The 26252-nt window shown below is 67.2% G+C and carries 22 protein-coding genes and 1 pseudogene; 10 read left to right on the top strand and 13 right to left on the bottom strand.

What is annotated here, in order from left to right:
- Nucleotides 1-81: 81 nt before the first annotated feature.
- From ACCQ08_RS09150 to ACCQ08_RS09140, 3 genes are all read left to right on the top strand, one after another.
- Entirely contained in the window at nucleotides 82-2481 is a 2400-nt protein-coding gene (locus tag ACCQ08_RS09150; protein ID WP_373449585.1) for a catalase, read from the top strand.
- A 110-nt stretch (nucleotides 2482-2591) separates the two neighbouring features.
- Nucleotides 2592-3593, top strand: a complete 1002-nt coding sequence (locus tag ACCQ08_RS09145; RefSeq protein WP_239812474.1) for a bifunctional heptose 7-phosphate kinase/heptose 1-phosphate adenyltransferase — start codon at nucleotides 2592-2594, stop codon at nucleotides 3591-3593.
- Nucleotides 3594-3985: 392 nt separating this feature from the next.
- A complete protein-coding gene (locus ACCQ08_RS09140; RefSeq protein ID WP_373449584.1) occupies nucleotides 3986-5434 on the top strand; it encodes a sigma-54-dependent transcriptional regulator in 1449 nt (482 codons plus the stop codon).
- Here ACCQ08_RS09140 and ACCQ08_RS09135 read toward each other — a convergent pair.
- Genes ACCQ08_RS09135 through ACCQ08_RS09115 form a run of 5 tightly spaced genes read right to left on the bottom strand, consistent with a single transcriptional unit; the run spans nucleotide 5409 to nucleotide 10046 of the window.
- Complete coding sequence (locus ACCQ08_RS09135) at nucleotides 5409-6482, bottom strand: glycosyltransferase family 4 protein (RefSeq protein ID WP_373449583.1); 1074 nt, start codon at nucleotides 6480-6482, stop codon at nucleotides 5409-5411. The genes ACCQ08_RS09140 and ACCQ08_RS09135 overlap by 26 nt on opposite strands.
- Nucleotides 6460-7611, bottom strand: coding sequence for a glycosyltransferase family 9 protein (locus tag ACCQ08_RS09130; RefSeq protein WP_373449582.1), 1152 nt, complete (start codon nucleotides 7609-7611; stop codon nucleotides 6460-6462). The genes ACCQ08_RS09135 and ACCQ08_RS09130 overlap by 23 nt, the downstream gene beginning before the upstream one ends.
- Entirely contained in the window at nucleotides 7608-8168 is a 561-nt protein-coding gene (locus ACCQ08_RS09125; protein WP_373449581.1) for a D-glycero-alpha-D-manno-heptose-1,7-bisphosphate 7-phosphatase, read from the bottom strand. Before ACCQ08_RS09125 ends, ACCQ08_RS09130 begins: the two co-directional genes overlap by 4 nt.
- Nucleotides 8165-9517, bottom strand: coding sequence for a glycosyltransferase family 4 protein (locus ACCQ08_RS09120; RefSeq protein ID WP_373449580.1), 1353 nt, complete (start codon nucleotides 9515-9517; stop codon nucleotides 8165-8167). The genes ACCQ08_RS09125 and ACCQ08_RS09120 overlap by 4 nt, the downstream gene beginning before the upstream one ends.
- Before the next feature lie 34 nt (nucleotides 9518-9551).
- Nucleotides 9552-10046, bottom strand: a complete 495-nt coding sequence (locus ACCQ08_RS09115) for a hypothetical protein (RefSeq protein WP_239812480.1) — start codon at nucleotides 10044-10046, stop codon at nucleotides 9552-9554.
- 97 nt (nucleotides 10047-10143) lie between these two features.
- Here ACCQ08_RS09115 and ACCQ08_RS09110 point away from each other — a divergent pair, with 97 nt between their 5' ends.
- Nucleotides 10144-10962, top strand: a complete 819-nt coding sequence (locus ACCQ08_RS09110) for a L,D-transpeptidase (RefSeq protein ID WP_373449579.1) — start codon at nucleotides 10144-10146, stop codon at nucleotides 10960-10962.
- A gap of 401 nt (nucleotides 10963-11363) precedes the next feature.
- Here the strand turns inward: ACCQ08_RS09110 and ACCQ08_RS09105 are convergent, their stop codons facing one another.
- On the bottom strand, nucleotides 11364-12296 hold the full coding sequence (locus tag ACCQ08_RS09105; RefSeq protein WP_373449578.1) for a hypothetical protein: 933 nt from the start codon (nucleotides 12294-12296) through the stop codon (nucleotides 11364-11366).
- A 332-nt stretch (nucleotides 12297-12628) separates the two neighbouring features.
- On the opposite strand from ACCQ08_RS09105, the pseudogene rpoN reads away from it, so the two are divergent.
- Nucleotides 12629-14010 (top strand): annotated as a pseudogene (gene rpoN, locus ACCQ08_RS09100) (RNA polymerase factor sigma-54).
- A 70-nt stretch (nucleotides 14011-14080) separates the two neighbouring features.
- Here the strand turns inward: rpoN and ACCQ08_RS09095 are convergent.
- The 3 genes from ACCQ08_RS09095 to ACCQ08_RS09085 are packed head-to-tail and all read right to left on the bottom strand — an operon-like array spanning nucleotide 14081 to nucleotide 18752.
- On the bottom strand, nucleotides 14081-15103 hold the full coding sequence (locus tag ACCQ08_RS09095) for a hypothetical protein (RefSeq protein ID WP_373449577.1): 1023 nt from the start codon (nucleotides 15101-15103) through the stop codon (nucleotides 14081-14083).
- A 12-nt stretch (nucleotides 15104-15115) separates the two neighbouring features.
- Nucleotides 15116-17932: an ATP-binding cassette domain-containing protein gene (locus ACCQ08_RS09090; protein WP_373449576.1), complete on the bottom strand. Its 2817-nt coding sequence runs from the start codon at nucleotides 17930-17932 to the stop codon at nucleotides 15116-15118.
- Nucleotides 17925-18752: a mechanosensitive ion channel family protein gene (locus ACCQ08_RS09085; protein ID WP_373449575.1), complete on the bottom strand. Its 828-nt coding sequence runs from the start codon at nucleotides 18750-18752 to the stop codon at nucleotides 17925-17927. Before ACCQ08_RS09085 ends, ACCQ08_RS09090 begins: the two co-directional genes overlap by 8 nt.
- 153 nt (nucleotides 18753-18905) lie before the next feature.
- Here ACCQ08_RS09085 and ACCQ08_RS09080 point away from each other — a divergent pair, with 153 nt between their 5' ends.
- From ACCQ08_RS09080 to ACCQ08_RS09065, 4 genes are read left to right on the top strand one after another with little or no spacing between them, the layout of a single operon-like run.
- Nucleotides 18906-19694: an SDR family oxidoreductase gene (locus tag ACCQ08_RS09080; protein WP_373449636.1), complete on the top strand. Its 789-nt coding sequence runs from the start codon at nucleotides 18906-18908 to the stop codon at nucleotides 19692-19694.
- A complete protein-coding gene (waaF, locus tag ACCQ08_RS09075; RefSeq protein ID WP_373449574.1) occupies nucleotides 19685-20866 on the top strand; it encodes a lipopolysaccharide heptosyltransferase II in 1182 nt (393 codons plus the stop codon). Before ACCQ08_RS09080 ends, waaF begins: the two co-directional genes overlap by 10 nt.
- A gap of 21 nt (nucleotides 20867-20887) precedes the next feature.
- Complete coding sequence (locus tag ACCQ08_RS09070; protein ID WP_239812489.1) at nucleotides 20888-21379, top strand: adenylyltransferase/cytidyltransferase family protein; 492 nt, start codon at nucleotides 20888-20890, stop codon at nucleotides 21377-21379.
- A complete protein-coding gene (locus ACCQ08_RS09065) occupies nucleotides 21376-22026 on the top strand; it encodes a D-sedoheptulose 7-phosphate isomerase (protein WP_312526805.1) in 651 nt (216 codons plus the stop codon). Before ACCQ08_RS09070 ends, ACCQ08_RS09065 begins: the two co-directional genes overlap by 4 nt.
- A gap of 21 nt (nucleotides 22027-22047) precedes the next feature.
- On the opposite strand, the gene galE is transcribed toward ACCQ08_RS09065, so the two are convergent.
- From galE to ACCQ08_RS09045, 4 genes are all read right to left on the bottom strand, one after another.
- Entirely contained in the window at nucleotides 22048-23112 is a 1065-nt protein-coding gene (gene galE / locus ACCQ08_RS09060; protein ID WP_373449573.1) for a UDP-glucose 4-epimerase GalE, read from the bottom strand.
- A 202-nt stretch (nucleotides 23113-23314) separates the two neighbouring features.
- The gene (locus ACCQ08_RS09055) at nucleotides 23315-23794 is read right to left on the bottom strand and encodes a DUF421 domain-containing protein (protein ID WP_373449572.1); all 480 of its coding nucleotides are present in this window, start codon (nucleotides 23792-23794) and stop codon (nucleotides 23315-23317) included.
- Between the two features lie 19 nt (nucleotides 23795-23813).
- A complete protein-coding gene (locus ACCQ08_RS09050; protein ID WP_313336393.1) occupies nucleotides 23814-24383 on the bottom strand; it encodes an isochorismatase family cysteine hydrolase in 570 nt (189 codons plus the stop codon).
- A gap of 15 nt (nucleotides 24384-24398) precedes the next feature.
- Entirely contained in the window at nucleotides 24399-25007 is a 609-nt protein-coding gene (locus tag ACCQ08_RS09045) for a hypothetical protein (RefSeq protein ID WP_373449571.1), read from the bottom strand.
- Between the two features lie 407 nt (nucleotides 25008-25414).
- On the opposite strand from ACCQ08_RS09045, the gene ACCQ08_RS09040 reads away from it, so the two are divergent.
- A complete protein-coding gene (locus ACCQ08_RS09040; RefSeq protein WP_373449570.1) occupies nucleotides 25415-26251 on the top strand; it encodes an STAS domain-containing protein in 837 nt (278 codons plus the stop codon).
- Nucleotide 26252 lies beyond the last annotated feature (1 nt).

Below are 26252 nucleotides of genomic sequence, written 5' to 3'. Positions count from 1 at the left end.
TGCCTACCAGGCCGAAGGCGCCGTCGCGCTCTGTGACCCGCTCGCGGGCCTGCTCTTCCCTCCCCCATGAAAAGGTGTTCCATGCCCAAAACCACTGATTCCGTGTCCAGCCCCAGCACCCAAGCCGCACCTGCGCGCAATACGGACAGCGGGCCGGCTGCCAGCGGGGCGGCCGATCTGCTGTCGCTCAAAGCAGCGCAAACCGAGGAACTGGCCGCAGCCCGCCCCTACAACCCCAACAAGGCGGGCGAGCACGGCTTCGACAGCGGCCTCAACCCGGCGCCCGGCGCGCATGCCGATGCGCCATCCCGGCTGCCCACCGCCAGCACGCTGTCGGAGCTGGAAACCTCGGCCAAGACCGGCAGCATCGCGCCCGCTGGCACGAACGCGACCATCGGCACCCTCGACCGGGTGCGCGTGGACTCCGAGGGCCAGGTCCTGACCACCAACCAGGGGGTGCCGGTTGCTGACAACCAGAACTCGCTCAAATATGGCGAGCGAGGGCCTGCGCTGCTGGAAGACTTCATCCTGCGCGAGAAGATCACGCACTTCGACCATGAGCGCATTCCTGAGCGCATCGTCCATGCACGAGGCTCTGGGGCCCATGGCTATTTCGAATGCTACGAGCCGCTGACCGACCTGACGCGCGCGGCGCCTTTTCAGAAGGCCGGCAAGGTCACCCCGGTCTTCGTGCGCTTTTCAACGGTGCAGGGTGAACGCGGCTCCAAGGACACGGCCCGCGATGTGCGAGGCTTTGCCGTCAAGTTCTATACCAACGAAGGCAACTGGGACCTGGTCGGCAACAACATGCCGGTGTTCTTCATCCAGGATGCGATGAAGTTTCCCGACCTGGTCCATGCCGTCAAGCCCGAGCCCCACCACCAGATGCCCCAGGCCGCCAGTGCGCACGACACGTTCTGGGACTTTGTGTCGCTGATGCCCGAGTCCACCCACATGCTGATGTGGCTGATGTCGGACCGGGCGATACCGCGCAGCTATGCGACGATGCAGGGCTTCGGGGTGCACACCTTCCGTCTGGTCAATGCCGAAGGGCAATCGGTGTTTGTCAAATTCCACTGGACGCCGATGGCCGGCACGCATTCTCTGGTGTGGGACGAAGCACTGAAGATCTCCGGCGCCGATCCCGACTACCACCGCCGCGATCTGTGGGAGCGCATCGAGGCCGGCGCCTACCCCGAGTACGAACTGGGCGTGCAGGTCTTCACCGAGGAAGAAGCCGATGGCTTCAGCTTCGACATCCTGGATGCCACCAAGATCATCCCGGAAGAGCTGGTGCCTGTGCGCCCCGTCGGGCGCATGGTGCTCAACCGCAACCCGGACAACTTCTTTGCCGAGACCGAACAGGTCGCGTTCTGCGCCGCCCATGTGATCCCGGGCATCGACTTCTCCAACGACCCGCTGTTGGCCGGCCGCATCCACTCCTATGTGGACACCCAGATATCTCGGCTGGGCGGCCCCAATTTCCATGAAATCCCGATCAATGCACCGGTCGTGCAGGTGCACAACAACCAGCGCGATGGCATGCACCGGCAGGCCATTGCGCGGGGCAAGGTCGCCTATGAGCCCAATTCGCTGGCCGGTGGCTGCCCGTTCCAGGCGGGCGCCGCGCAGGGCTTTGTCTCGGTGCCAGCGCGCATGCAGGCGCAGGAGGCCCAAGGCAAGGTGCGCGCCAAACCGGAGAAGTTTGCCGACCACTACACACAGGCCAAGCTGTTCTTCGATAGCCAAAGCCCGGTCGAGCAGGCCCATATTGCTGCCGCCTTCCGTTTCGAGCTGAGCAAGGTGACGGTGCCCGCCATCCGCGAGCGCATGGTCTCGTCGCTGCGCAATGTCTCCGACGCGCTGGCCATGCAGGTCGCCCAGGGGTTGGGCATTGCGGCGCTGCCCGAGGCCATGCCGCTGGCGCTGGTGCAACCTGCCACGCCCGAGGTGTTGCAGTCGCCCGCGCTGTCGCTGGTCTCGCGCCCCGGCGAGATGCATATCCAAGGCCGCAAGGTCGCCATCCTGGTGGCGGACGGCTCCGATGGAGAGAGTGCCGTCGCATTGCACCAGGCGCTGTTTGCGCAGGGCGCGGTGCCCCGCTTTGTCGCGCCCCGCATCGGCCCGGTGGCAACCGCTGACGGCGTCGCGATCGATGCCGATGCATCGCTGGAAAACGAGCCGAGCTTTCTGTTCGACGCGCTGGCGCTGGCCAATGGGGATGCAGGGGTGCAGGCGCTGGCCGCCAATGGCTATACCGCCGAGTACATCCTGAACCAGTACCGCCATTGCAAGCCCATCCTGGTGATGCCCGATGCCTCGGCGCTGATGCAGATGGCCAAGATTCCGACGTCGCTGCCCAGCGGCGAGCAGGACCCTGGGGTGGTGATGGGTGCGACGGCCTCCGATTTCGAGGACTTCGTCAGCGCGATCACCCAGCATCGCCATTTCGAACGCGAGAGCGATCCACCGCGTGTGTAAGCGCCGGGCAGGCTGGCCGGCGGGCCCGGCCGGCCTGCGCCCTGCGCTGGCGCACGCCCCCCATCGAACCGGATGTTCCGCTTTGACAGGCATTTTTGCAGGAGCACATGATGACTTATCTCCCTCTTGATGGCTATCCATCCGGCTTCCTGCCTTCCCGCGCGGCGCAGCCCGTTCTCGTCGTGGGCGATGGCATGCTTGACCGCTACTGGGACGGCCAGGTAGACCGCATCTCCCCAGAGGCGCCGGTGCCGGTCCTGTCGATGCACCATGAGTGGCAACGCGCAGGGGGCGCGGCGAATGTGGCTGCCAATCTGGCGTCGCTCGGCAGTGTCTCCACCCTGGTCACCTGGCTGGGTGGCGATGCAGCGGGTGACCAGTTGAGCGGCCTCATTGAGGCCGCCGGGGTGACCCTGAAGGCCGTACGCAGCCCGCAGGCGACGACGACCCAGAAGATCCGGGCCGTCTGCAGCCACCACCAGCTGCTGCGCGTCGACATCGAGCAGCCCATTCCGCCAGACGCGCTGCAGGCGCTGTGCGCGCTGGTGGCCGAGCTGCTGCCGCAACACCCCTGGGTGGTGCTGAGCGATTACCACAAAGGCGTGCTGGCCCAGTGCGACCAGCTGCTGCAACAGGCCCGGCAACAGGGCTGCCAGGTGCTGGTGGACCCCAAGGGCAGCTGCTTTGACCAGTATGCCGGTGCCTGGTTGCTCAAACCCAACGAAAAGGAAGCGGCTGCCGTCACCGGCAGCTGGAGCGATGACACCGAGTTCGCCTCTCTGATGGAAGCGCTGCGGGCGCGGCTGCGCCTGGAGCATCTGCTCGTTACCCGGGGGAGCCGGGGCATGTCACTGTTCAGCGCTGGCCAGCCTGCGGTGCACATCGCGTCGGCAGCGCATGAGGTGTTCGATGTCAGCGGCGCGGGCGACACGGTGCTGGCCGCGCTGGCGGCCTGCCTGGCGGCAGGCGAGCCGTTGCACGATGCCGTGCGGGGCGCCAATGCCGCTGCCGGCTTGGCCGTGGCCAAGTTCGGTACCGCCGTAGTGACAGAAGCGGAGCTGCTGCAGGCGCGGGCCCAAACTGCCCGCAAGGCGCGGTTGCCGGCGCACTGACGCCACCCCTAACGCCCGCGCAGCACATGCCGTGGGAACCTGGCAGTGGGATGGCATGGCATTCACGACGCGCAATGGCGCCGTGCCGACCCGACAGCAGCCACACTATCGGTCGGCTGCCTATGTAGCTATAAACAATCGTTATAGATTTTACGAATAAAAATACCTAGCGCCATCACAGCCGCCTGCCCCAGGGTCTTCGCCTGCCAGCACACCATGCGATAGCGCCTCCTGTAGCCAGCGTCAGTTGCGGGACAGGATTCTCCAGATTTCTCCTACCAGGCAAATAGCATCTTCACCTAAATTGACACTTTTTCACACAGTCTGTCGCCGCCTTCGGTGCCATCATGACAGTGTTGATTGTCTGTGGGGGTCGTGGAGGAACGAGGGTTATGAAGCATGTATTGATCGTCGATGACGATACCGACTCGGCAGCCAGTATGCGGGCCTTGATCGCCGACGATGATTTTTCGGTCGCCGTGGCGCACAGCTTGCGCGACGCGCGGCGCCAGATGGCGCTGCAGCAACCGGCGCTGGTATTGCTGGATATCCAGCTGCCTGACGGCAGTGGTATGGACCTGCTCAAGGACGCCGACGTCGTCGGCGATGCGTTGGTGGTGCTGGTGACCGGTCATGCCAGCCTGGATACCTCGATCGCGGCCCTGCGCCATGGCGCTACCGATTACCTGGTCAAGCCGGTGCAGTTTCCCCGGTTGAAAAAAATTCTGGCGCAGCTGACCGCGTTGTCACCCGCGTCCCGCCCGCTGAGCGCCGAAGCGCGCGATGCGGCACTGGCGCCCACGATGACCGCGCAGGGCCAGTTTGGGCGGCTGTGGGGCCGGGCGCCTGTGATGCAGCGCATCTATGCGCAGATTGCCCGCGTGGCTCCCACGTCCATCACGGTCTTCATCACCGGCGAGAGTGGGACCGGCAAGGAGATGGCGGCGCAGACCCTGCATGACAGGAGTGCCCGTAGCGCCAAGCCGTTTGTCGCCGTCAATTGCGGCGCGATTTCTCCGAACCTGATGGAGAGTGAATTCTTCGGCCACGAAAAAGGCAGTTTCACCGGCGCCGACCGGCAACACCAGGGCTTTTTCGAGCGCGCCGCCGGCGGCACCCTGTTTTTGGACGAAGTGACCGAAATGCCGCTGGACCTGCAGGTCAAGCTGCTGCGGGTGCTGGAGACCAGCACTTTCCATCGCGTCGGCTCGGCCCAGAGCCTGCAGGCCGATGTCCGTATCATTGCCGCCTCCAACCGCTGCCCTTTCGAAGCGGTCAAGGAAGGCCGGCTGCGCGAGGACCTGCTCTACCGCCTCAATGTGTTTCCGCTGCAGATGCCGCCGTTGCGCGAGCGGCTCAGCGATGTGCCCCTGCTTGCCGAGCATTTTCTGCGTGCCATATCGGCCCAGGAAGGCGAGCCCAAGAAGCTCGGCGCAGCCGCCATCGCGCAGATCACCAGCTACCGCTGGCCGGGCAATGTGCGCGAGTTGCGCAATGCCATCCAGCGGGCATATGTCATGGCCGAGGGCGGCGTCATTGACGAGGAATGGTTGCCCAAGACCGGAACCGGCGCGCCGCTGGCGGTGATGGACGTCCAGGAGCCGGCACAGATCCGCCCGCTGGCGGCAACCGCCGCCGGGGACCCCGACACGCTGCAGCCGCCGGCAGCCGAGGCCACCTTGCAGCTTCCGGTAGGTATCTCGATGGCGACCGCGGAGCGCCAGCTGATCGAGGCGACGCTGAAGGAATGCCTCTACCAGAAGGAGCGCACGGCCGCCGTGCTGGGCATCAGTCTCAAGACCCTGTACAACCGCCTCAAGGGCTACACCAGTCCCCAGTGAGCGCGCTGCACAGGGCGGATGGCCTGTCCGCGTGGCCCGGGTAACCGCCCCCTGGTCGTGCGGTCACTTCCTCCAACACCCGGCTCCAGTCGCTGGCAAAGCGTTCGATCGCAAAGCGCTCGCGCGCCAGCCGGCGGCCCTGGCTGCCCCACTCCGCCGCCAGGCCACGGTCAAGCAGCAGGAGCTGCATGGTCTCGACCAGGCGGTCCATCCGGTTGTCGATAAAGCCGTTCTTGCCACTGGTGATGACTGTGGCCAGCTCGGTGGTCGCCAGCCCGACGACCGGCAAGCCCATCATCATCGCCTCGATGACGGCCAAGCCCAGGCTGGTGTAGCGCACGGGATGGAAGAAGAAGCGGTGGCGCGCCATGAGCTCGGGCAAGGCCTGCTGCGCCACCTCGCCAGCGCCTCCCACTTCCTTGCTGCCCATGCCCACCAGACACAAGGGCACCTGCGCTGCGGCCTGCTGCCATACATCCAGCCCCAACCGCCTGCCGCGCCGCCCGATGTTGTTGACCACCACCAGCCCCTGGGCCAGCTCGCCGCTCCAGACATGCTCGGCCAGCGGCTGGACGCCGTGCTCCACCACCCGGAAAGGCGTGACGCCGTTGTCCCACATCAGCGCATTGAAATGGGTCACATGGACCAGCAAGGCCTGCGGATCCTGGCACCAGTGCAGCGTGTTGGTAGGGCTGTCCTGCGGCGGGTCATGCTCCAGCACGATGCGGGGCAGGCGCTGCTGGGCGGCGCTCAGCAGATGGCGGTCCGTCTCCCAGGCCTGCCTGGACTGGTACAGCACCAGGTCGAACTCCATCGACTGGATCTGCGCCAGCGGCGCTTCATGGACATCCGGCCCCCAGGGCAAGCTGCCACTGCGGCCACTGTGGTGGGTGCTGCGCGCCGTATCGGTGACGAGCCAGAACGCGTGCGGCACCTGCGTCAGGTTGTAGAGATAGTTGCCGTGGACGTGCCAGGTCAGCACCCGCAGTTTTCTGCGCGGCTGCAGCAGTACGGGCACGGTCCGCTCAGCGGAGAGTTGCATGCTCATGATGTTCCTTGTAAGGCCAGGCGGGCACTTGCGGTGCGCCTGACGAGGGGCCGGTGTGCCATCGGCCGGTGGTGAGCAGCTCCAGGGCGGCCCGCGCCACCGTATCGGCCGACAGCCCCCAGGCACAGGGATGGCCGATGGGACAGACCCGGTGCGCACAGGGCCGGCACTCGAGCGCATGGGCCAGCACCCGATGGCGCGAACGGTCCAGCGGCGCCCAGCGGCCGGTGTCACTGCCGCAGGCCGCCACGACGCTGGGCGTCTGCAGTGCAGCGGCGATATGGGAGACGCCGGTGTCATTGCAGACCAGCAGCGCGGCGCTGTCGATCAACGCGCCCAGGGTCCACAGATCGGTCTGGCCGCAGAGGTTGGTGCAAGGCGCACGCATCAGCGAGACCACCGAGGCAACCAGCTCGCGCTCGGCCGCAGTACCGGTCAGTACCACCGGCCAGCCCGCCTCGGCCAGGCGGTCGGCCACCTCGGCAAAATAGCCGGCCGGCCAGCGGCGCGACGGCAGTTGCGAGCCCACATGCACGATCACGTAGCGGCGGTTGCGCGGCACCAGCGCATGGGCGCGCTGGTAGTCTGCCGCGTGCAGCGGGAAATCCAGGTCGCTGCTGGTGGCGGGCAGGCCCAGGTGCCGAGTCAGCGCCAGCAGGCGCTGCAGCTCATGGCCCTGGGCCGGCCAGCGCAAAAAAAGGGCTGCATCCGGGGCATCCGGCGCATCCCGCCCGCCCGGGCAGGCCCCCTCTTCGCAGAATCCGGCCAAGCGGCCGGCCTGCCACTGGGCCAGCATCGCATTGACGATGCCGCCCGAGCCGTGCAGTTGCAGCACCAGGTCAAAATGGCGCGCGCGCATGCGCTGCAGGAACCGCTCGCGCTGCTGCAGCGTGGGCTCAGCCACTTCGGGCAGACCGGGCCAACCGGCAAAGGGCTCAAAACGATCGATGCTGTCCAGCCGGTCGGCCAGCGCCTCGGCCCAGGGCAGCCCCACCAGGGTGATTTCCGCCTGCGGCCAGGCCGCGCGGACAGCGCGCAATGCAGGGGTCGCCACCAGCATGTCCCCCAGCATCAGCGCCCGGAACACCGCCACCCGGCGTGGCGCCAGTGCGCCAGAGGCCGAGGTCATGCGGGCTCCAGAATGATGCGGACGACCTCTTCCCACGCCGTGCAGCGCGCCGAAGGCGCGCGCCCGGGTCCTGGCTTCCAGACGGTCTCCCCGCCGGAGTCGTAAAGGATGGTGCGGCAACCGGCGCCCCTGCCCGCTTCGACATCGTCCAAGGTATCTCCGATCATCCAGGAACGCGCCAGGTCGATGTCGTAGAGATCACCGGCCTCCTCGATCATGCCGGGCAGAGGTTTGCGGCACACACAGACCGGCGCCCCATCCGGGCTGGCCTGGTGGGGGCAGAACTGGAAACCACGCAGCTGCACACCGGCCTCCTCGCGCAGACGCCGGGCCAGCGCATCGCGCAGCACGAGCAGCTCTGCTTCCGAGAAATAGCCGCGGGCCACGCCGCTCTGGTTGGTCACCACCACCAGCTCATAACCCTGCTGCGCCAAGTCGGCCATGGCCTGCAATGCCCCCGGGCGGAACTGCAGCAGCTCGGGGTTGACGTTGTAGGGCACGTTTTCGACCAGGGTGCCGTCCTTGTCGACAAAAATCGCGGGCTTGCGGCCGGTCATCGCTGCCACCCCGCATAGCCCCCCTGCCCCAGCGCGGAAGTTTGCCAGGGCGGCGCAGACAGCGCGTTCCAGGGGCCCGGCGATGCCGGGGCTGCAGCCCCCAGGCGCCCGCCGGCGGACGACAGGCGCTGGAACACAGCAGCGAGGTCGCGCGCAATCTGGCCCCAGGTGAAATGCTTGTGCACGCGCTGCATCCCGGCCAGCCCCATCGCCCGGGCCAGGCGCGGCTGCGCATGGAGCTTCTGCAGGGCCTGCGCCAGCGCCTGCGGTTGCTTGGGCTCGACGAGGTAGCCCGTCACCCCGTCACAGACGGTATAGGCAATGCCGCCCACCTTGCTGCCGATCACCGGGGTGCCGCATGCCATCGCCTCCAGCGGCGTGATGCCGAACGGCTCGTACCAGGGCGTGGTGACGAATACATCGGCCGCCAGGTACCAGTCACGCAGCTCCTCACGATCGCGGCGGCCGGCAAAGCTCACCCGTTCGCTGATACCCAGCGAATGCGACAGGCCCATCAACCGGTCCAGCTCAGGGCAGGTCTCGGGGTCCGGAATGCGCTGCTCGCCACCGACCACCACCAGCCGGGCGGGCACTGTGCGCGGCAACAGCGCCAGTGCGCGGATCACGTTGTCAATGCCCTTGCGTGGCACCATGCGCCCCAGCTGCAGCACGATGAATTCATCCTGCACCAGTCCGAGCCGCGCCCTCGCCTCGCTGCGCGAGCCGGGACGGAACAGCTGGGTGTCGACCCCGCAGGCCACCGTGTCGATATGCGACGGCATTGCGCCATAGAGCCGGATCAGGTCGCTGCGGTCCTGCGGGCATTCGGCAATCAGCCGGTCCGAGCCATGGACCAGCGCCCGCTCGATGGTCTCGCGCTCATTCGGAAACCCGTCGGCCGCGCCCTGGTGTTCGCGCCGGACCAGCCCCAGCGCATGGAAGGTCGTCACCAACGGCGCACGCAGCGCACTGCGCAGGGCCATGCCCACCCAACCGGACATGAAAAAGTTCGCATGGATCGCGTCATAACGGCGGCGGGGCTCCAGCAAGCTGCGCGCTTGCTGCGCAAAATCAGGCATCCACTGCAGCAATTTTTCCTTGGGAATGTGGTGTGCAGGGCCTGCATCGATATGCAGCACCCGCACGCCAGGCGCCATCTCAACCTCGGCCGGCAGATCGGGGTCGTCGCGGCGCGTCAGCACATCCACCTGGTGGCCCATCTCCCCCAGGCAGCGGGCGACGCTGTCCACATAGACATTCTGGCCCCCGGCATCGGTGCTGCCGGTCAACGCAAGGGGCGAGGCATGCTCGCTGATCATTGCAATGTTCAAACGCTTGTCGTCATCCATCACTCGCTCCTTGCTGTTGGATCGCTGTACCGGTTCAAGACTTCACTGCCAGCACCCCGGCAATTTCCATACCCGTGGAGCGGTCCAGCGCAATCGCACGCAAGTGGGCCGCCACCATCAGCGAGCAGGCCTCGTCCCAGCTGGACAGGGCGCCACTGGCCGCGACCACCAGGCCGTCCAGCCAGACGCCGCCCCAGAGCAGGGAGTCGTCATGGGCCAAACGGTGGGGCTCCATCAGGATCAGCTGGCGGCCCCCCATGCGGTGGCGCCAGCACAGCCGCGCCTTGTCGCGGGCAAACTGGGCGTAGTCGGCATCCCAGTGCGCGCGCGGACCCACCGAATGCTCGTAGAGCACCGCTTCGTCAAACGGGCAGCTGCCATGGGGGCGGCCGGGGTCGAGCACCACCAGATGCAGCACATGGCAGGCGCTGACGCCGGGGCATTGCAGCAGTTTCTCGATGGACGGCAGCGCCAGCGCAACGGCCGCGCGGGCCGCATCGTGGTCTACAAAATGGCTATGGGGTTTCATGGCCGGTCTCGGGCAATCGGCATTCCTGCGGGCCACGCGCGGCGGCATCGGCACAGCATTTGCCCTGCCAGCGCCACCCCCCAGCGAAGGAATTCGTATGCAACCACCGCCACAGCGGCGAACCGCCGGCGCTCTGCGCTGCTGTGCAGCGCAGGTGCTGTTGCCCGTTCTGGTACTGCTGGTGCCCACCAGCCAAGCGCAGGTGGCGCAGCCCTCAGCCGAGGCGGCCAGCATGCAGCACTGGATTGTGCGGACCGGCGACCACCGCGCGCGCCCGTTCGTGATCGTCGACAAGCGCGAGGCCCGGCTGTGGATCTACGATGCGCGCGGCCAGTTGGTCGAGAGCACGGCGGTGCTGCTGGGAAGTGCCAGAGGTGATGCCTCAGCACCCGGCATCGGCCAGCGCCCGCTCGGCCAGATTCGCGCTGATGAACGCACGACACCGGCCGGGCGCTTCTGGCTGGAGCCGGGGCGCAATCTGGCGGGGGAAGACATCTTGTGGCTGGACTATGGTGCGGCCGTCTCGCTGCACCGGGTACGGCCCGGCGGACCGCAGGATCGCCGGCTGCCGCGGCTGATGACCCGCTCGGCCGCCGACAACCGTATCTCCTACGGCTGCATCAACGTGCCGATCGCCGTTTACAACCGCAGCCTGCACGCTGCATTTTCCAGCGGCGGTGGCTACGCCTATGTGCTGCCGGAGGTGCAAACCTTGCGGCAGGCCTTTCCGTTCGTGCAGCCCTTGGCAGCGCGGGCTGCGGCTGCCAGGGCGCAGGGGGGCGTGGGGGGCGCTCAGCCCCGGTCGGCGCGTGCAGGACGCGTGTTGCCCATGGCGCCATTGCCGCTGCTGCTGCCACCGGTGGCACCGCTGGCGTTGCCATTGGTGCCGCCGGTGCCCGCGCCTCCGGTGGACTGACGGTCCGTTGCGGTACTGCCTGCACCGCTCGTGCCGCCTGCATTGGCGGGCGAACTCGGAGAGCCAGGGCGGTTGGAGTAATCCCCTACCGGTGGCGTCGCCGTGCCGCTGCTGCCGGTGGCGCCGCTCGTGCTGCCGCTGGCGTTGCTGCCACCTTGGCCAGTGGCGTTGGCGCCGGATGACGCGGGCTGGGTCTGCTGGGCGTCGGCATTGCCGGACATGCCCGTCGAGGGCGTTTGCGCATGGCTGGCGGCCAGAGGCATGAGGATGCAGGCGGAGATGGCTACCAGGGCCGAGGTGTGGAACGAGTGCATGGTGTGCTCCTGTGACTGTGGTGACGGTCAAAGGCGACCGCCTCCCGGTCCGGCAAGGTCCATGCCCAGCGGCCGTGGGACAAGGGCTTAAGTGGCTGCCCGCAGCGGGCTCAGCGCCTGGGGCAGCAGTACCCACAGCGCCACCCGTCCACCGGGCTCCTCGCGCAGCCGCGCATGCCCCCCTTCGAGCGTCACCACCTGGCCGAGCAACTGCATGCCGGCGTCGTCCGCTTGCTGGGCAGGCACCCATTGCGCATCAGGCCCGGGGCCCTCGCCCACCGCGCCGGGCGGCACCACACAGAGCATTTGCAAATGCAGGCCCACATAGGCGCCGGGCGGGATCGGCCAGCCTTCTGCGGTCTCCAGCTGGTGCACGCTCAGGCCGACACGGCTGCCAGGTTCCAGCTTGGGCCCTATGCCGGACAGCAGGCTCGCCATCGCCAGCTCCAGCGCATCTGGATCGATGCAGATCTGCAGGTCTGCAGGCGCGGCATGCAGGTCGAGGCTGGCACGTTTGCCCAGCGCCAGCGCCATCACATCCTGCAGGCTGGGCAGCCAATGGCTGATGTCCATGGTCTGCCCCGGCCTGCCCGGGCTGCTGCTGAGCCGGTACAGGTGAAAGCCCAGCTTGCTCGCACAGTCGGCCGCACGCAGCATGGCCTGCACCGGCATGTCCAGCCGGGGGTCCTGCGAGCGCCGCTCGATCAGGTAGGCGCTGTTGCTCATGATGCCCAGCTGGTTGTTCAGCTCATGGGAAAAGCGGTCGGCGACCTGGCGGTAAGCGGCTGCCCGCAATCCCGGGTCTACTGCCGTGGGCCGGCTGGCAGTTGCCGCAGCCCGCCAGCGCCAGCCCAGCAGCACGCCCAACGCCACGGCCAGCCACAGTGCCAGCCAGCCGGCCGCAGCGCGGCTGGATGTGCCTGCACCCCAGCGGTCCACCAGGGCCATCGCCGCCGCCGCACCGGCAGCGGCGGCGACGACCAGCAGACAGACGAGCCCCGGTTTCAATGTGCTGTCCATGCTGTGTCCTGCCCGCTTTTGCCGCCGCAGTGGGTGCCGCTGCAGCTATCGCCCGTTCTTGCCGGGCCTGGCCCGCTGCTGTTGTGCATGTCTGTACCTCTTCCTAGCTTTGCTGCGCTGGCAGAAATTGCCGATGGAACCGCCATCAGACGGAAAGATTTTCTGCAAATACGGGCATCCGGATCTGCGCTGCGGGCCGTTTTCGCCGCAACCACCGCGCCGGTCCCCACTGCCTTTGCAGTTTGCGCTCCCGGCGGCATGCAGGCCCGCCCCCACTGCGCCACTGGGCATGATCATTGCATTGACGGCTGTGTTTAGCTTCACCACAAGGAATGCACATGGGCTCCATGCTATTGCGCGCCGACACGCACCAGTCCCAGACCCTGTCACCACGGCTGCAGCGGGCGGTGCAGATGCTGCAGATGTCTTCGCTCGAATTTTCGGCGCTGCTGCGGCACAAGATCGACGAAAACCCGTTTCTCGAAGAGCCCGATGACAGCGAGGAACAGGAGCCCAGTGTGGTGCTGCATGATGCGGCGGCCGACGACCGGCTGATGTGGACCGCTGAGCCGGGCCTGGGCGCCCAGGTCAGTGCCGGGCTCGAGCCGTCGGCGATGGATCTGGCCGCCAGCCCGGTCAGCCTGGCCATGCACCTGCACAGCCAGCTCAACGTGATGCCATTGAATCCCAGAGACCTGTGTGCGGCGCGCGCCATTGTCGAGTCGCTGGACGATGACGGCTATCTTCGCACGCCGCTGGAGGACCTGCTGGCGCTGCTGCCCGCCAGCCCTGCACTCGAGATGGACGAGCTGCTGGTGGCGCTGCGCCTCGTGCAATCGCTGGAGCCCGCCGGCACGGCCGCCCGCAATGTTGGCGAATGCCTGGCGCTGCAGTGCGAGACGATTGCCGATCCGGAAGTACGCGCGCTGGCGCTGGCCATGGTGCAGGACCATCTGCGCGCGCTGGCGTCCCATGATGTGGCCAAACTGTCCCGGCAGCTGAAAAAGGGCCGCTGTGACATCGAGCGGGCGATGGATGCCATCAAGCGCTTCAACCCGCATCCCGGGTGGGCCTATGGCGCCCAGCAGGTGGACTACATCGTGCCCGATGTGATCGTGCAGCGCAGCGGTGCGCACTGGCATGTGCAGCTCAACCCCGCAGCGATGCCCCGGGTGCGGATGAACCGGGTCTATGAAAGCCTGTTCCAGCGCCACCGGCAACGCGGCCATGCCGATCTGGGCGAGCATCTGCAGGACGCCCGCTGGACCTTGCGCAACGTGGAGCAGCGCTGCGCGACGATCCTCGATGTTGCGCAGGCGCTGGTGCGGCGCCAGCACCGCTTTCTGGAGTTTGGCGCGATGGCGATGAAGCCGCTGATGCTGCGCGAAATTGCGCAGGAGCTGGGCATCCATGAATCCACCGTCTCGCGTGTCACCAACAACAAGTACATCGCCACGCCCCAGGGCGTGTTCGAGCTCAAGCATTTTTTCTCTCGCCCGTTGCTGAGCGCCAGTGGCAAGACCTGTTCGGCCACCGCGATCCGCGAGGTGATTGCCGAGTTGATCGCTGCAGAAACCCGTTGCAGCCGCTGTCGGATTCCGACATCACCCGCCAATTGGCCGCGCAAGGCCTGGTCGTGGCCCGCCGTACGGTGACCAAGTACCGGCAGCTGCTGCGGCTGGAGCCAGTGGAAAAGCGCCGGCGCCACAGCTGAAGCGGCAATAGGAATGGCAATGCCCCCGCCCATCACAGGCGGGGGCAGCGTTCAGACCACGAAACCGGGTTTACTTGCTGGTCTTGCCGCCGGACGCCGAGCCGCTCTGGCCGGTCGACAAGGTACCGCTGTCCTTGCCACTGCTCGTGCTGCCACCGGCACTGCTGCCGGCGCCAGAGTCCGCACTGCCACTGGCGCCCGCGCTGGAGCCGCCACCGGTGCTGGCGCTGGTGTTGCCGGCAGTGCTGCCGCTGCCGGTACTGCCACCCCGTTGGCCGCCCTGGCCTCCGCGCTGGCTGCGCCACTGGGAGAACTCATCGGAGAACTTCTTGTAGCGGTCGTTGCGCCAGGAGCGGTAATCCTCGTCGAGGGCGTGGAGTTGCTCATCGCGCCACTGGTGGTAGTCGGGGTCGTAGTGCTCTTGCTGGTGGCGCCCACCTTGCTGTCCCTGGCGGGAGTAGGTCTGCCCGCCCTGACCCTGGCTGTCGTAGCTGCGGCCAAAGTCCTGCGGGCCACCGCCGGGAAAACCGCCCTGGTAGCTGCCCTGCGAGCCCCCTTGGTAGCCGCCCTGCGACCCCTGGTAGTTCCCCTGGTAGCCACCCTGGCCCTGACCACCCTGGCGCCCGCCGCGTGAGAAGTCCTGGTCGTCATAGAAGCCACGCTGGCCGGAGCTGGAGCCATAGCCTTGCGAATAGCCACCGCCGCCCGTACTGCCCTGGTAGCCTCCACCCCAGGCCTCGCCGCCTTGACCGCGCCCTGGCTGGCCGCGCCCCTGCGGACCGCGTCCATAGCCACGGTCATAATCGTCCTGGTAGCCGCCTGAAGCGCCGCGTCCATAGCCGCCCTCACCGCCGTAGCTGCCGCCTTGCTGCTCGCCCCGGTAGCCGCCTTGCTGTTCGCCCCGGTAGCCGCCTTGCTGCTCGTTCTGGTAGCCGCCTTGCTGTTGCTCGGACCGCCAGTCACCCTGGCCGCTGCCACCGGATGGGCGGCGGTAGTCTTCCTGGCTGCGCCCACCGCCTTGCTGCCGGTCTTCCATGTCCTGCTGCATCTGGCGGCGTGCACTTTGGCGGCCGTTGTCGTCATGCTGTGTCATTGCTGAGTCCTTTCATGTGACATCAGGCCTCGGAGCGGGCCTGCCTGGTTCATCGGGCAATCCGCGTGCCTGCGCGGTCCCGGTGAGCTGGGCCAGCATCGGCACCAGCGCAGTAGGCAGCGCCGCCTTGGGCAGATGCGTCTGAAAGCCGGACATCAGCGCCACCAGCCGTTCGCTGGGCAGGTCTGCGCCGGTCAGGGCCACGGCGAACATGCGCTGCTCCAACGGCAGGCCGCGCTCCTCCTCCAACGCCCGAATTTGCCGCAATACCTGCCGTCCATCCTCCTCGCCCAGCGATATATCGCAGAGCAGTGCCTGCGGCCAAGGCGCGCCATGGCCCCCTCCCCGGCCCTGCAGCCAGGCGAGCGCTTGCGTGCCGTCGGCAAACAACGCGGCTTCCGCGCCCTCCTGGCCGAGCAGCTGCGCCAGTGATGCGCGGGCACTGCCGCTGTCATCGACAACCATCACCTGCAGCGCCGCCAGGCGCTGGCCGGGCTGCTGCTGCGCCTGGGGTGCGGCATCGGGGGCTTCCTCCGGCGCCCGCAGTGGCAGTTCGACCAGGTAACGCGCCCCACGCAGCGCCGTGGGCAGCTGTATCTCGAAGCGCCCGCCCTGGCGCTCAAGGGCCGAGGCCAGCACCAGCGGGTCCAGCCTGGCCTGCCCGGGGGTCGGGGTTTGGGACGGCGCTGGCGCGCGGTGGCTGCTGTCGCTCAACAGGATGCGCGCACGCTGCTGCACACGCTCCAGCCGGATTTCGATACGCCCGCCCGGCGGGCTCGCCTGGATGGCGTGCAGCGCAATGTCGGTCAGCGCCTGCGACAGCACCGCCGGGTCGCCACTGACATACAGCGGCTCGGACGCCAGATGGGTGTACAGCTGCACCCCGCGGGCGTCGAGCGGAGCGCGAATGCCATCGACGACATTGGCCAGCAGCACCGCCAGCTGGAGCGACTGGCGCAGCAGGCGCCGCTCAGCCCGGTCGAACTCCTGCTTTTGCAGCTGCAGCTCCCACAGCTGCGCATACAGGCCGCGTTGCGCCAGCAGCTCGTCGTGGCGCCCCTGCTCGACGATGCGGCCCTTGTCCAGCACCAGGATCTGGTCGGCATCGACGATGGTCGAGAGCCGGTGCGCGATCACCAGCGTGGTGCGCTGCGCCGAGAGCCGGTCCAGCTGCACCTGGATGGCCTTTTCCGAGCGGGTGTCGAGCGCCGAGGTTGCCTCGTCCAGGATCATGACCGGCGCATTTTTCAGGAACGCCCGCGCAATGGCGATGCGCTGCTTTTCGCCGCCCGAGAGTTTCATGCCACGCTCGCCCACCGGCGTGTCGTACTGCTGCGGCAGCGCGCGGATCAGCGCATCGATCTGGGCCGCCTGTGCGGCCTGGACGATATCGGCCATGCCCGCGCCCGGGCGGCCATAGGCGATGTTGTAGGCCACGCTGTCGTTGAACAGGCTGCTGTCCTGCGGAACAATGCCGACGGCCTGGCGCAGACTCGCCAAGGTGGCCGTGCGGATATCGGTGCCATCGACCAGCACCCTGCCCTGCTGCGGATCGTAGACACGCAGCAGCAGCCGTGCCAGCGTGGACTTGCCCGAGCCGCTGCCGCCGACCACCGCCAGGGTCTCCCCCGCAGCGATGCGAAAGCTCACATCCCAGAGCACCTGCCGGCCGGGTTCATAGGAGAAATCCACATGCTCAAACACCACCTCGCCATGCGAGACCGACAGTGGCTGCGCCTGGGGACCGTCCTGCACCTCGGGCGGCCAGGCCAGCAATTGCCGCAAGGTCTCCAGATGGGTCTGCGCGTCTCTCGCCTCGCGGAACAGAAAGCCCAGCGCATTGAGCGGCAGGCAGATCTGGATCACATAGGCATTGAGCAGCACCAGGTCGCCCACCGTGATGTGCCCCTGCAGCGCCTGCAGCCCGGCAAACACCATGACCGCGCCGACACCGGCGGCGATAATCGCACCCTGGCCCAGGTGCAGGGCCGACAGCGCCTTCTGGCTCTCGACGCTTTGCGCCACCCACTGCAGCCGCGCGCTCCCGTAGCGTGCCACTTCCTGCGCTTCATGCGCATGGTTGCGCACGGCCTCCTGGTTCACCAGGCTGTCCAGCAGCAGGCCGCTGGCCCGGGAGTCCATCGCATTGACCTGGCGCTGGCGCGCCACGCGGCGCCGCGTCATGATCGCGGTGTAGGCCGCATAGGCAACAAAGGTGGCGCCAATGATCGCGGTGAACCAGGCGCTGTAGGCCATCGCCAGAATCGCCACCACCGCAGCGATCTCCACCACTGTGGGCAGCAAGGTGAACAGCGCCGCCGCCAGCAAGAAACCGGCCGCTGCCGTGCCCCGCTCCACATCGCGGATCAGCGCGCCAGTCTGCATCTGCAGGTGAAAGCGCGGCCCCATGCGGTGCAGATGCGCCAGCGCGCGCTGCGCAAAATCGGCCACCGTCACCAGCGTCACCCGCGCAAAGCACAGGTCACGCAGCTCGGTGAACAAGGTGCTGCAAAAGCGCAGCAGCGCGTAGCCGGCCAGCAGCAGCAATGGCAGCACCAGCACATGGCCGCCGCCGGGCAACAACGGCGAGGTGCCGGGCACCACGTCGCTGACCAGGCTGCCCGGGGTGCTGAACAGGTCGATGATCTTCTTGAACACCAGCGGCACCGCCACGCTGGCGAGCTTGGCCAGCACCAGCAGCAGCACGGCCAGCACGGTGCGGCCCCGAAAACGCCAGGCGGCCTGCCACAGCTGCGCCGCCAGCGCCCAGCGCTGCGGCGGCGGCGCCTCAGCGGCAGCAGCCGGGCCTGGCGTTGCGGCCTCAACCATGTGCCGCCTCCAGGCGCGGCACGTGCTCGGCGAAAGCCGCCGCCAGCTCGCTGGACAGCTGCTCGCGGCTGGTCGATTCGGGCCAGTACCAGGCGGTCAGCTCCCACTGCGGGCTGCCGCCCGGGTTGCGCAGCAGCAGCGCGGGCGCAGGCTCGGCCAGCACCTTTGCATGGGCGCTTGCCACCTGGCGCCACAGTTGCAGCAGCGCAGCCCGGTCCGTGGCCGGCGGCACACCGGCAGTCAGCCGCAGGCGTACCGGCTCGCCCAGGTACGCGGCATTGCTGACATTCTCGACAATGAAGCGCTGGTTCGGTATCAGCACCGCGATGTTGTCCGCCGTGACAATCGTCGTGCGCCGGGCCGATATCTCGCGCACCACGCCCTCGACGGCGCCCACTTCGACCCTGTCGCCGACCTTGATCGGACGCTCCAGCATCACGATCAGCCCGCTGATGAAGTTGCTGACGATGTTCTGCAGACCAAAACCCACGCCGACACCCACGGCCCCGGCGACAACGCCCAGCGCCGACAGCTTGATGCCGACGTTCTGCAGGATCAGCACCATGCCCAGCACCAGCACCAGGTAGCGCAGCACCGACTCAATCGCGATGCGGGTGCCCTCGTCCACATGCCAGCGCTGCGGCATATGGCGCACCAGCCAGCGCTGCATCGCGCCGGCAAACCATACCAGCAGGGTGACCAGCAGCAGCAGTTTGGCAAGGGTGCCGACGGTGACCCGGAGGTCGCCCATCTGCACCAGCACAAAGCCGAAGATCCTGGAAAGCCAGGCCGATTGGGAAGTCAGGGTGTCCAAGAGCATGCCAACCGGGGGCAAGCGGCGTACCTGCCAGCCACGCCGCGCCGGGGGTGCTGGACGATGCTGCGGCAGCATTTACCGATGGCATGGCAGCGTTGCGGCATCGCTTACCCGCAGCCCACCCGGCGCTGCGGCAGCAATGGGCAGCATGCGGGCATGGCGATTGCCCAGGGATGGGAAGACTATCGATGGGAACCGAACATGCATCCTCTGCACAACAAGATTGCGCTGGTCACCGGAGCGGCCAGCGGCCTGGGCGCTGCCATCGCCAAGCAGCTGGTGGGCGCTGGTGCCCGCGTTGCGCTGGCCGATCTGCCCTCGGGCCAGGGCGGCAAAGTCGGCAAGGTGGCGCTGTGCTCCGACGGCTGGGGCACCGCAACGATGTCCTTGCACTTCGACGTCAGCAAGCCCGCCGAAGTGGCCGAGGCCATGGCCGCGTTGCAGGCGCAATGGGGCGGCCTCGATATCCTGGTGAACAACGCCGGCACCGACCATACGGCATCGATTGACGAGATCGGCGAGCAGGAATGGCGCCGCGTGGTGGACACCAACCTCTACGGGCCGTTTTTGCTGACCAAGGCGGCGCTGCCGCTGCTGCGCCAATCGGACGCGGGCCGGGGCGGGCACATCGTCAACGTCGCGTCGACAGCCTCCTTGCGGGCCTGGCCCAATGCCAGCGCCTACCACGCCAGCAAATGGGGCCTGCGGGGCCTGAGTGAAGCGATGCATACCGAGCTGCGCGCGCTGGGCATCCGGGTGACCACGCTGTTTGCTGGCGGCATGCGCACCCCTTTTCTGCTGGAGCGCTTTCCGGATATCGACCAGACGCTGCTGCAGGACCCGGACAATGTGGCCAGCATGGTGCAGTTTCTGCTGGGCATGCCGCGCGGCTCGGTCGTGGCCGAAGTGATGGTGCTGCCCGACCAGGAGACCTCATGGCCATGAACAGCCGCTGGGCCCAGGCCCGCAACATCCTGGCGGTGCGCCTGGACAACATGGGCGATGTGCTGATGACCTCGCCGGCACTGCGTGCGCTGCACAGCGGCCACCCCCAGGCACGCGTCACCTTGCTGACCTCGGCCGCCGGCGCGCAGGCGGCCCGCCGCATCAAGGCGGTCGACCGGACCCTCATCTATGACGCGCCCTGGTCTGGCGGTCCTGGCAGCCAAAGCCGCTCGGCGCAGACCGATCTGCGCCTGATCGAGACCTTGGCCCGGCACCAGTTCGATGCGGCCGTGGTGTTCACGGTCTGTACGCAAAGCGCGCTGCCGGCCGCGCTGACCTGCAGGCTCGCGGGCATTCCGCTGCGGCTGGCCCATGCGCGTGAGAACCCCTATGCGCTGCTGAGCGACTGGGTGCCGGAGACCGACACGGCGATCGCGGTGGCACGCCATGAGGTGCAACGGCAGCTGGACCTGGTGCGCCATGTGGGCTTCGAGACCCGCGACGAGCGCCTGCAGCTGCAGTACAGCGCGCAGGATGTGCAGCGCATGCGTGAGACGATGGCCGCCTTTGGCGGCGATGCCAGCCGCCCCTATCTGGTGGTGCACCCAGGTGCCAGCGCCGCATCCCGGCGCTATCCGGCGGCGGCCTTTGGGCGTGCAGCTGCGCAGTTGCAGGCACACACGGGCATGCAGATCATCTTCAGCGGCGCGCGCGATGAGATCGGCCTGGCCCTCGAGGCCACGGCCCAGATGCCGCAGATGCCGGTCAACCTGATGGGCCATCTGAGCCTGGGTGAGCTGGCCGCGCTGATTGCCGGTGCGCGCGCCCTGGTCTGCAACAACACCGGCCCGGCGCACATTGCAGCGGCGCTGCAGACGCCGGTGGTCGTGCTCTATGCGTTGACCAACCCGCAGCACACGCCATGGCAAGCCCCCTCGCGGGTGCTGAGCCACGACGTGCCTTGCAGGAACTGCCTCAAGAGCCTGTGCCCGCAGCTGCACCACCACTGCCTGGAGCTGATCGAGCCGCAACGCGTGGTGCACGCCGTACTCGACCTGCTGGGACTGCCGGTGCCAGCGCCCATGTCCTCCGTGGCGCAGCCGTTGCCCTCGCGCGCCCATGCCCCCCTGATCACCACCCCGATGCCAGCGCTGCTGCGCGGCATTCCCTGACCACCACAGGCCACGCATCCTATGTACACCGACAAAATCTGCCCCCGCCCCGATATGCCGCAACGTGCCCGGGCGCTGCCCCGACCGCTGGTGTTCACCAATGGCGTGTTCGACCTGCTGCACCTGGGCCATGTCGAATGCCTGGAAGCGGCACAGCAGCAGGGCGCGTCGCTGGTGGTCGGCATCAATACCGACCGTTCGGTCCAGATGCTGGCCAAGGGCCCCGGCCGGCCGCTGAACCCGGAAGCCGAGCGTGCCGCACTGATTGCCGCACTGGAGTGCGTGTCCCTGGTGGTGCTGTTTGACGAGAAAACCCCGCTGGCCCTGATCGAAGCGCTGCGGCCAGACATCTACGTCAAGGGCGGCGACTACCACGAAAGCACCTTGCAGGAAGCGCGCCTGATGGAGCAATGGGGCGGCATCACCGCCATCCTCGACTACCTGCCCGGCCACTCGACCACCGCGCTGATACGCCGCGCCCACCATATCCAAACCATGGGGATTTCCACATGAGAGCCTTCAAGAACCTGCCCGTCCCGCCGCTTCCGCTCAGCGCCGAAGAGCCGCGCTCCTATGCGGTGGCACTGCGCGAGCACCTGAGCCTGTTTGACACCTTGGACAGCCTGCAGGCCGACGTGCAGAACGCCGCCGCGATGGTGGTGCGCACCCTGAGCAGCGGCGGCAAGCTGATGCTCTGCGGCAATGGCGGATCGGCCGCCGACAGCCAGCACATTGCCGCCGAGCTGACCGGCCGCTTTGTGCAGGACCGCCGTCCCCTGGCGGCCATCGCGCTGACCACCGACAGCTCGGCGCTGACCTGTATTGGCAACGACTACGATTTCAGCGAGGTGTTCTCCCGCCAGGTCATCGGCCTGGGGCGCCCCGGTGACTGCCTGTTGGCCATCTCCACCTCGGGTACTTCGGCGAATGTCGTCAAGGCGGTCGAGGCCGCCCAGCGCCTGCAGATCAGCACCGTCGCGCTGTCCGGCCGCGACGGCGGGCGCCTGCGCAGCCTGTGCGATGCGGCGATCGTCGTGCCTTCCGCGACCACGGCCCGCATCCAGGAAGCGCATATCTTTGTCGGCCACGCGCTGTGCGCGCTCATTGAAGAGGGCCTGTACAAAAACGGCCAACTCAGCACCACCGCGCCGCTGCACTGAGCCGGGGCACCGGGCGGCGCCTTACCGGGGAGCGGTCGCCGGGCTCCCGCAATGCCGCTCGGTGTAGCCATCGGGGTTGTCGCGCTGCCAGCGCCAGCTGTCCACACACATGTCGTGCAGGCTGCGGGTGGCACGCCAGCCCAGCAACTGCCTGGCGCGCGTTGCGTCGGCAAAGTAGGCCGGCACATCGCCCGGCCGCCGCGCCTCGATCCGGAACGGAATGCGCAGGCCGTTGGCGGCTTCAAAGGCGCGCACCATCTCCAGCACCGAATAGCCCCGGCCGGTGCCCAGGTTGACGGTGACCATCCCCCCTTGGCGCTGGCCACGCAGGTACTGCAACGCAGCCATATGGCCCTCCACCAGGTCCATCACATGGAGGTAGTCGCGCACACAGGTGCCATCGGCCGTGGGGTAATCCGCCCCAAAGATGGACAGCTGGGCGCGGCGCCCACTGGCGACCTGGCTGATGAACGGCATCAGGTTGTTGGGAACGCCGATCGGGTGCTCCCCCAGCCGCCCGCTGGCATGCGCGCCGACCGGGTTGAAATAGCGCAGGCAGGCGATACGCCAGTCCGGCGACGCCGCCTGCAGATCGGCCAGGCAGCGCTCCACCATCCATTTGCTGCTCGCATAGGGGTTCTGCGTGTTGCCGCAGGGGGCCGATTCGGTCAGCGGCAGGTGCTGGGGCAGCGGCGCGCCGTAGACGGTGGCCGACGACGAAAACACCAGGGTCTGCACACCCTGGGCCTGCATCGCTTCCAGCAGCTGCAAGCTCCCGGCGACATTGTTGGCGTAATAGTGCACCGGCAGGGCCACCGAGGCGCCTGCGGCCTTCAGTCCGGCAAAATGCAGCACTGCATCCACCTTGTGTGGGCCCGTCAACGCCTGCTGCAATGCGCTGCCATCACGCACGTCGCCGACCACCAGGCGCAATTTGCGCCCTGCCATCTGCTGCACGCGGCGCAGCGCCTCTGGGGCGCTGTTGCAGAGGTTGTCGATGACCGTGACGTCATCGCCGTGTTCGAGCAGGCGCAGGCACATATGCGATCCGATATAGCCTGCGCCGCCAGTCACCAGCAGTTGCATGCGCGCTCTCCGTGGGCCTCGCTCCCCGGGATGGAGGTCAGCGCGCACCTGCAGCACGGCAGGTGCCCCTGACATGGAGCGATACCAGCCCCGGCGGCAATCGCCATGCCTGCATGGGCATGGCGGGGCGGTGTGGCATGGGGGCAGTGCCTTGCACCGCAGCGGCGCCCGGGTCCGCGCGGCCGCGTCAGCGGTTGCTGCGTCAGCGTTCGCTGCGCGCGGACGGGATTTTTTGCACCGTGATCAGGCCATCGGCCTCCAGAAACATCGACTGCACCTGGTCCATCTCGCAGTCGCATGCCCGCAAGGCGGTGTTGATCTCGTTGCGGGAGATGCGGTGGCGCTTTCTGACGGCGTCGAACAGCACCCCGTCGCGGCCCAGCAGCACCGCCTCTCCCTCCAGAATGCGCTCGGCCGCGCCGAAGTGGGTCGTCACCAAGGCCACCAGGGCGTTGACCAGCAGCAGCACTGCACAAACGATCAGCCCGCCCCACAGCGACTGGTCCTTGCCGACCATCGAGGGCCCCGCCGCCTCGCTCAGCAGCATCACCACCAGCAGATCAAACGGCGTGAACTGGCCGACCGTACGCTTGCCGCTCATCCGCATCAGCAGCAGCAACACGACATAGACCACCGCGCCTCTGGCGATGAGCTCCCACACATCCAGATCCATTTCGAACATGAACACCTCTTGGGACGTTTCAGCGGCCTTTGGCCGTGGAGCAGCCAAACGCGGTTTTCAGCTGCGCGAGTGCGGCGGACTTGCGCTCCGCCGTCACGCTGGCGGTGCAGTCGGACGGCACCGCCACCTGGTAGCCCAGCATGCAGGCATCGGTCGCCGTCGTGAACACGCACATATCGGTGATGAAGCCGACGACGACGACCTTCTTGACCCCCATCTTGGACAGCAGATGCTGCAAAGGGGTGGAATGGAAGCCTGAATGCTGGGGTTTGAGAACGCGCAGGTCCTGCGCGTGCGGTGCCAGCATTTGCGCAACATCGCCGCGCAGCCCCGGCAACGCCTGGCAGTTGCCCAGCACATCGCTGAACTCACTGTGCCAGGTGCCGTAGTTGTCGTTGGCATAGACGGCGATGGCCCCGCGCTGGCGCATGCGGCGCTTGAGCTGCGCGATGGCGCGTGCTGCCTCCAGAATGTCCGGCAGCATGCGGTCGGCTCCGGGGAACTGGAACGGGTTGATCACATCCACCAACAGCATCGCCACCTGGCTGCGAGGCAGCCGCGTGGGCTGCAAGGACGGCTGGGCAGGCATGGGCAGACGCCCTCCTCAGAGCATGCGCTCGCGCTGCTGCTCGGCCCGGGAGGCACCAATCGCCGTCTCGACGTTCTTCACTTCTTCAGGCGGTGGCAGCACCGCTGGCATGCCCATGCGCGCGATCGACAGCTCACGGCACCAGCCCTGGGTGTGGTAGAGGTGGTGGTCCTCGTCCTTCTCCACCTGGGTATGTGCTTCCTTCAATGCCTTGGCCGCGTCGCCCTTGGCCACGTCTGCCACCTTGCCAAGCAGCTCCCAGTTCGCATGGTCCTTGGTTTCAGCATGGACCACGCATTCGCAGGCGACCACTTCGGCTGCCCGGGGATCGCCGCCGGCCTGGGCCAGCTGCATCGCCTTGACCAGCGACAGGCCAATGTGCTTGACGACCTGGCGCGACGGGGCCGCCTCATCGGCGTTGATGCCCAGCCTTTCACAGGTGGCGCGCACGATTTTCTGGTGGGTCAGGGTTTCGTCGAGGTATTCCTGCCATTCCTTCTTGAGGTCTTCGTTGACCGCGCAGTCCAGCGCAGCGCGGTAGACCTGCTCACCCCCGAGTTCGGTCTCCATCATCTGCAGCAGCAGGTCTTTCAGGGCGGCTTCGTCATAGCGTGGTTTGGTCATCGTGGACTCCTGTGGGTGGAAAAGATGCCCTTGATGGTGGCCTTCCTCCTCGCAGGTTCCAAGTAGGAGTTTGCGTATAGCGCTGTAGCCGCCGATCCAAAAAACCAAAATTGAACTTTTTTACATGGATTCATGGGCTTGAAGGGCGTGCCGGGCACGCTGTTTGCCATGCCTTCCTCCGGTGCGCGGACACACATTCTGGCGGCTGGCCTGGGGCCTGGCGCGATCTCATCGGGAGAAGCGCGAACGCCTGTCTGGCAAGGGAGACCCATCCCCCACAGCCCTGCCCGTTGTGTAGGCCAAGGCGCCGACATGCAGGCAGAACCCTGCTGACGGGGCCAGCCACAGTGGCGCTGCACCATAATTCTTACAGGTGTAAACATATTGACGTTCACAAAGGGGTTGCCGTGCGCACTCATCAGCAGTTATTGGTCGGGTTGTTGGAGCGCGAGAAATCCGCGCTGGTCGATTCTTGGGTGCTGGCTGCCAGCGGTCCGCAGGCCCCGGAAAAAGCGCGAACCGAGGCCGCAGAAATCCTGACGGCCTTGCTGCCCGCGGTGGCCTCCGGTGATCTGCAGAACTCCGGCTCTGCCGCATGGCAGCCGGTCAAGGCAGCGTTGGAGCGCCTGTCCGCCTCGCGCGCGGCGCAGGGCAGCACGGCAGGCAGCACCAGTGCCTTTGTGCTGGCGCTCAAGCAACCGATCTTCGAAGCCTTGCAGCGGGAGCTGGCCACGGACTCGCATGCGCTGGTCGAGGCGATTGCACAGGTGACGCGGTACGTCGATGCACTGGCGCAATGGACGATGGACGCTTACCAGCGCACCCGCGAGCAACTCATCTCCCGCCAGCAGGAGGAACTGCTGGAGCTGTCCACCCCGGTCATCAAGCTGTGGGAGGGTGTGCTGGCGGTACCGATGATCGGCACGCTCGATTCGAGCCGGACGCAGCTGGTGATGGAGTCGCTGCTCCAGCGCATCGTGGAGACCGAGTCGGCCTTGGCCATCATTGACATCACCGGCGTGCCGACGGTAGACACCCTGGTGGCCCAGCACCTGCTCAAGACCGTGACCGCCATCCGCCTGATGGGAGCCGATTGCATTATTTGCGGCATCCGTCCGCAAATTGCACAAACCATTGTGCATCTGGGCATCGACCTGCAGTCGGTGACGACCAAGGCGACCTTGGCCGATGCGCTGGCGCTGGCGCTCAAGCGCAACGGCTATACCTTCACGAAGACCAAGTAGG

The organism is Comamonas sp. SY3 (genome assembly GCF_041730275.1).
Taxonomy (GTDB): domain Bacteria; phylum Pseudomonadota; class Gammaproteobacteria; order Burkholderiales; family Burkholderiaceae_C; genus Comamonas; species Comamonas sediminis.
The sequence above is the reverse complement of the archived record's forward strand: the minus strand, read 5'-3'. Positions and strand labels throughout refer to the sequence as shown.

Coding starts and splice junctions, on each gene's coding strand:
- ACCQ08_RS09150 (WP_373449585.1), top strand. CDS start 82: ATGCCCAAAACCACTGATTCCGTGTCCAGCCCCAGCACCCAAGCCGCA.
- ACCQ08_RS09145 (WP_239812474.1), top strand. CDS start 2,592: ATGACTTATCTCCCTCTTGATGGCTATCCATCCGGCTTCCTGCCTTCC.
- ACCQ08_RS09140 (WP_373449584.1), top strand. CDS start 3,986: ATGAAGCATGTATTGATCGTCGATGACGATACCGACTCGGCAGCCAGT.
- ACCQ08_RS09135 (WP_373449583.1), bottom strand. CDS start 6,482: ATGAGCATGCAACTCTCCGCTGAGCGGACCGTGCCCGTACTGCTGCAG.
- ACCQ08_RS09130 (WP_373449582.1), bottom strand. CDS start 7,611: ATGACCTCGGCCTCTGGCGCACTGGCGCCACGCCGGGTGGCGGTGTTC.
- ACCQ08_RS09125 (WP_373449581.1), bottom strand. CDS start 8,168: ATGACCGGCCGCAAGCCCGCGATTTTTGTCGACAAGGACGGCACCCTG.
- ACCQ08_RS09120 (WP_373449580.1), bottom strand. CDS start 9,517: ATGGATGACGACAAGCGTTTGAACATTGCAATGATCAGCGAGCATGCC.
- ACCQ08_RS09115 (WP_239812480.1), bottom strand. CDS start 10,046: ATGAAACCCCATAGCCATTTTGTAGACCACGATGCGGCCCGCGCGGCC.
- ACCQ08_RS09110 (WP_373449579.1), top strand. CDS start 10,144: ATGCAACCACCGCCACAGCGGCGAACCGCCGGCGCTCTGCGCTGCTGT.
- ACCQ08_RS09105 (WP_373449578.1), bottom strand. CDS start 12,296: ATGGACAGCACATTGAAACCGGGGCTCGTCTGTCTGCTGGTCGTCGCC.
- ACCQ08_RS09095 (WP_373449577.1), bottom strand. CDS start 15,103: ATGACACAGCATGACGACAACGGCCGCCAAAGTGCACGCCGCCAGATG.
- ACCQ08_RS09090 (WP_373449576.1), bottom strand. CDS start 17,932: ATGGTTGAGGCCGCAACGCCAGGCCCGGCTGCTGCCGCTGAGGCGCCG.
- ACCQ08_RS09085 (WP_373449575.1), bottom strand. CDS start 18,752: ATGCTCTTGGACACCCTGACTTCCCAATCGGCCTGGCTTTCCAGGATC.
- ACCQ08_RS09080 (WP_373449636.1), top strand. CDS start 18,906: ATGGCGATTGCCCAGGGATGGGAAGACTATCGATGGGAACCGAACATG.
- waaF (WP_373449574.1), top strand. CDS start 19,685: ATGGCCATGAACAGCCGCTGGGCCCAGGCCCGCAACATCCTGGCGGTG.
- ACCQ08_RS09070 (WP_239812489.1), top strand. CDS start 20,888: ATGTACACCGACAAAATCTGCCCCCGCCCCGATATGCCGCAACGTGCC.
- ACCQ08_RS09065 (WP_312526805.1), top strand. CDS start 21,376: ATGAGAGCCTTCAAGAACCTGCCCGTCCCGCCGCTTCCGCTCAGCGCC.
- galE (WP_373449573.1), bottom strand. CDS start 23,112: ATGCAACTGCTGGTGACTGGCGGCGCAGGCTATATCGGATCGCATATG.
- ACCQ08_RS09055 (WP_373449572.1), bottom strand. CDS start 23,794: ATGTTCGAAATGGATCTGGATGTGTGGGAGCTCATCGCCAGAGGCGCG.
- ACCQ08_RS09050 (WP_313336393.1), bottom strand. CDS start 24,383: ATGCCTGCCCAGCCGTCCTTGCAGCCCACGCGGCTGCCTCGCAGCCAG.
- ACCQ08_RS09045 (WP_373449571.1), bottom strand. CDS start 25,007: ATGACCAAACCACGCTATGACGAAGCCGCCCTGAAAGACCTGCTGCTG.